Below are 3,806 nucleotides of genomic sequence, written 5' to 3'. Positions count from 1 at the left end.
CACTTCACACCAGACGACCCCGGCGGACCAGCACCTTTCTGACGCACCGGAATGGGATCAAGCCGTCCGGCGTTGCATGGAACGATGTCTGCCGCACCGCTTGCCCTCTCCGTCCTCGACCTCGTCCCGGTCCGCACCGGGCAGACCAGCGCCCAGGCGGTCACCGCTTCCCTCGCCACTGCCGATGCGGCAGACCGGCTCGGGTACCGGCGCTACTGGTTCGCCGAGCACCACAACATGCCGGCCGTCGCCTCCACCACACCGCCGGTCCTGGTCGCGGCAGCAGCGGCGCGCACCTCCCGCATCCGCCTCGGCTCGGGAGGTGTCATGCTCCCGAACCATTCGCCGCTCGTCGTCGCTGAACAGTTCGCCGCGCTCGAGGCCATCGCCCCTGGCCGCATCGACCTCGGCATCGGCCGCGCACCCGGAAGCGACCCCGTCATCACGCAACTCCTGCGACAGTCCGGAACCACGAGCGACGTCGACCGCTTTCCCGACAACATCCGCGACATCCTCGCGCTGTCGTCGCCCGAAGGCGCGAGCCTCCGCTTCACCTCCGGTCAGGAGTACGCCGTCCGCGCGACCCCCGCGGCAACCGCCGCACCAGAAGTCTGGCTGCTCGGCTCCAGCGACTACTCGGCGCAGCTCGCGGCATCCATGGGCCTTCCCTACGTCTTCGCCAACCACTTCTCCGGAGACGGTCTCGAACGGGCCCTCGACCTGTACCGCTCGCAGTTCCGCCCGGCCAGCGAAGGCGAGATCCCCAGGACGTTCCTCACGGCAAACGTCGTCGTCGCCGACACGGATGCCGAAGCCCGAGCTCTCGCTCTGCCGCAGCTTCGCATGATGGCGCGGCTTCGCGGAGGGCGGCCCCTGACAGCACTCGAAACCGTGGAACAGGCGTACGCCGCCGAGGCAGCCGACCGCCTGGCGGCGCCTCTGGAATCGTGGGCAGCAGAGCGCTGGTTCATCGGCACGCCGGACGCCGTGGCCGAGCGACTGCGGGAGTTCGCAACGCGGTGGCAGGTAGACGAGGTCATGATCTCGCCGGTCGCGGCCGCTCACGACAGCGACGCGATGGATGCCGCACCCTCCCGCCTTCGCACCCTCGAACTGCTCGCACCGGCGGCCTAGCAGTCCCACCGGATACTGTCGTATCGGCCCCACGGTCCTCACGCGCAGATAGCATCCCAGGGTGACCCCCAGCACGATCGTCTGGTTTCGAGACGACCTGCGAATCGCTGACAACCCCGCACTTCACGAAGCCGTGCAGCGGGGCGAGCCGATCGTCGCGGTCTTCGTTCTCGACGAGCACTCCCCCGGCATCCGTCCTCTCGGGGCGGCCAGCCGCTGGTGGCTCCACCACAGCCTGACATCCCTCTCGCGGGACTTGAGCGACCTCGGTATCACTCTCATTCTGCGGCGCGGCGCTGCGGTCGACGTGATCCGCGCGCTCGTCATCGAGACTGGCGCCGACGCGCTCTACTGGAACCGGCGCTACGGCCTTGCCGAGCGCGACATCGACGCCCAGCTCAAGTCTGAGTTGCGGGATGCCGGGCTCGATGTCCACTCGTTCGGCGCGAACCTGCTGTTCGAACCGTGGACAGTCCGCACTGGGTCGGGCACACCGTACGGTGTCTTCACCCCGTTCTGGAAGGCGTGCCTGGCACTCCCCGAACCACGCGAGCCGCTTCCCGCCCCCACGGGGGCACGCGGCGCCCGGCCCGCCGTCGACGGCGACGACGTGACCGACTGGCATCTCTTGCCCACCGACCCCGACTGGGCCACGGGCTTTCGCGAGACCTGGGAACCCGGCGAGGCCTCAGCTCATACCCGACTCGAGGCGTTCCTGGCCGACGACCTGCCTGACTACGCGACAGAGCGCGACCGGCCCGACCGTGCAGTGACCTCGCGCCTGTCCCCGCACCTCCGGTGGGGAGAGATCAGCCCGCACGAGATCTGGCACCAGACACGGGCGCGCCACGCAGGGGGGCCTCACGCGAACGCGGCACAGAAGTTCCTCGCCGAAGTCGGCTGGCGCGAGTTCGCCTGGCACGTCCTCTTCCACTTCCCCGACCTTGCGACCAAGAACTGGCGCTCCGAGTTCGACGCGTTCCCCTGGCCGCGGCTGAACCCGGCCCGGCTGGAGGCCTGGCAGCGCGGGCGCACCGGTGTCGCGCTCGTGGATGCCGGGATGCGCGAGCTCTGGCACACCGGAACGATGCACAACCGCGTCCGGATGGTGACGGCATCCTTCCTCACCAAGAACCTCATGATCGACTGGCGCAAGGGCGAGCAGTGGTTCTGGGACACCCTCGTGGATGCGGATGCCGCATCCAACCCGTTCGGCTGGCAGTGGGTGGCCGGCTCCGGCGCCGACGCCGCACCCTACTTCCGCATCTTCAACCCGGAGCTGCAGGCCGCCAAGTTCGATCCCGACGGAGCCTACGTGGGCCGGTGGGCTCCCGAGCACGCCGGTGAGGATGCGCCCGAGCCGATCGTCGACCTCAAGGCCACACGTGACGCGGCGCTGGCCGCCTACGAGACGGTCAAGAACGCGCGCTGACTAACCGGCCATGGTCGAGGCGCCGATGATGCGAAAGACGATCACCAACGCGCACACCAGGAGCACGGCAGAAACGGGCGTCCAGATCGCACGTTCGATGCGACTCCGTGAGACTCCGTTCATCGCGGTCGCGATCGCAAACAGCCCCACGAGCACCCACAGCACAACGGTGTTCCACGAGTCAGGCACCGGCCCCGCGAGAGCGGGGATTGCAAGGGACAGGAAGAACCACGCGACGAGTGCCCAGACCACCGCCGCTATGCCGCTGGCGATACGAAGCCGTGGCTCGAGCGTCGCCGATGCGCCACCGTAGGCCGCCTTGCCCCACGGCACCCCCACTGCGAGCGCTACCTGAAACCCGACGAGCACCAGCAGCAGGATGACCGCGACCCACGCCGCGACACTCACCAGGATGTCCATCGCGGGCCTCAGCGGTCGGGTTCGCCCGAGAGCAGCCCGCGCAACCAGTCGCGGGCCTCGACGAACACGTCATCGGAGTACCGGTCGGGGTAACGGATGATCGCGTGGTCAGCGCGGGGGTAGGAGCCGAGGAAGATCACCTTGGGACTGAAACGTCGCAGTCCCAGGAGGGCATCGGCCATGCGCTCATCCATGATGTGCCCGTCGGCGTCGATGACGAATCGATAGCGACCCAGCGCATCTCCGATGGGCCGGGAGGCAAGCAGGCTCAGGTTGATCCCGCGCGTCGCAAACTGCTCGAGCATCTCCAGCAGCGCACCGGGGTGGTCATCGGGCAGCTCGGCGATCAGCGAGGTCTTGTCGGCGCCGGTCGGTTCGGGCGGCGCGACGGTCCGACTGACCAGCACGAACCGCGTGACGGCCTCGGCATTGTCGCCGATACCCTCGGCAAGCAGCTCGACCTCGAGGTGTTCCAGGATGCCGGGAGCGGCGATTGCGGCATCCGCATCCGACGTACCGTCGATCAGCCCGACAGCGCTGGCGACGTTCGACGCTGCCGGGATGTGCGCATGGGCGGGCAGGGTAGCCGTGAGCCACCGCAGGCACTGGGCGTAGGCAACGGGATGCGCAGCCACAAGCGACACATCCTCAAGCCGCGTGCCGGGCCGCCCGACCAGCACGAACTCAACCGGAACGAGGTACTCGCCGACGATCCGCAGCCCGGGCATCGTCGCGAGGGCGTCTTGCGCCGTCGATACGCCGCCGTCAACCGAGTTCTCGATGGCGATCATTGCGGCATCCGACCGGCCCTCGACGACGT

4 protein-coding genes are annotated in these 3,806 nt (G+C 68.6%); 2 read left to right on the top strand and 2 right to left on the bottom strand.

Going from position 1 to position 3,806, the window contains the following annotated elements; translation table 11 throughout:
* The first annotated feature begins 84 nt into the window (after nucleotides 1-84).
* Nucleotides 85-1,134 (top strand): LLM class flavin-dependent oxidoreductase, encoded by a 1,050-nt coding sequence (locus tag Q1V87_RS04280; RefSeq protein ID WP_300590985.1) that lies wholly within the window; start codon nucleotides 85-87, stop codon nucleotides 1,132-1,134.
* A gap of 61 nt (nucleotides 1,135-1,195) precedes the next feature.
* Nucleotides 1,196-2,566 carry a deoxyribodipyrimidine photo-lyase gene (locus tag Q1V87_RS04275; protein ID WP_300590984.1) on the top strand — a complete coding sequence of 457 codons (1,371 nt, stop codon included), beginning with the start codon at nucleotides 1,196-1,198 and terminating at the stop codon, nucleotides 2,564-2,566.
* Here the strand turns inward: Q1V87_RS04275 and Q1V87_RS04270 are convergent, their stop codons facing one another.
* Nucleotides 2,567-2,974, bottom strand: coding sequence for a hypothetical protein (locus tag Q1V87_RS04270; protein ID WP_300590983.1), 408 nt, complete (start codon nucleotides 2,972-2,974; stop codon nucleotides 2,567-2,569). It lies immediately after the preceding gene.
* A 20-nt stretch (nucleotides 2,975-2,994) separates the two neighbouring features.
* A partial coding sequence (locus Q1V87_RS04265) for a prephenate dehydratase domain-containing protein (RefSeq protein WP_300590982.1) occupies nucleotides 2,995-3,806 on the bottom strand: 812 nt, incomplete at its 5' end.

The sequence above is a fragment of the Microbacterium sp. genome, assembly GCF_030149085.1.
Taxonomy (GTDB): Bacteria; Actinomycetota; Actinomycetes; order Actinomycetales; family Microbacteriaceae; genus Microbacterium.
The sequence above is the reverse complement of the archived record's forward strand: the minus strand, read 5'-3'. Positions and strand labels throughout refer to the sequence as shown.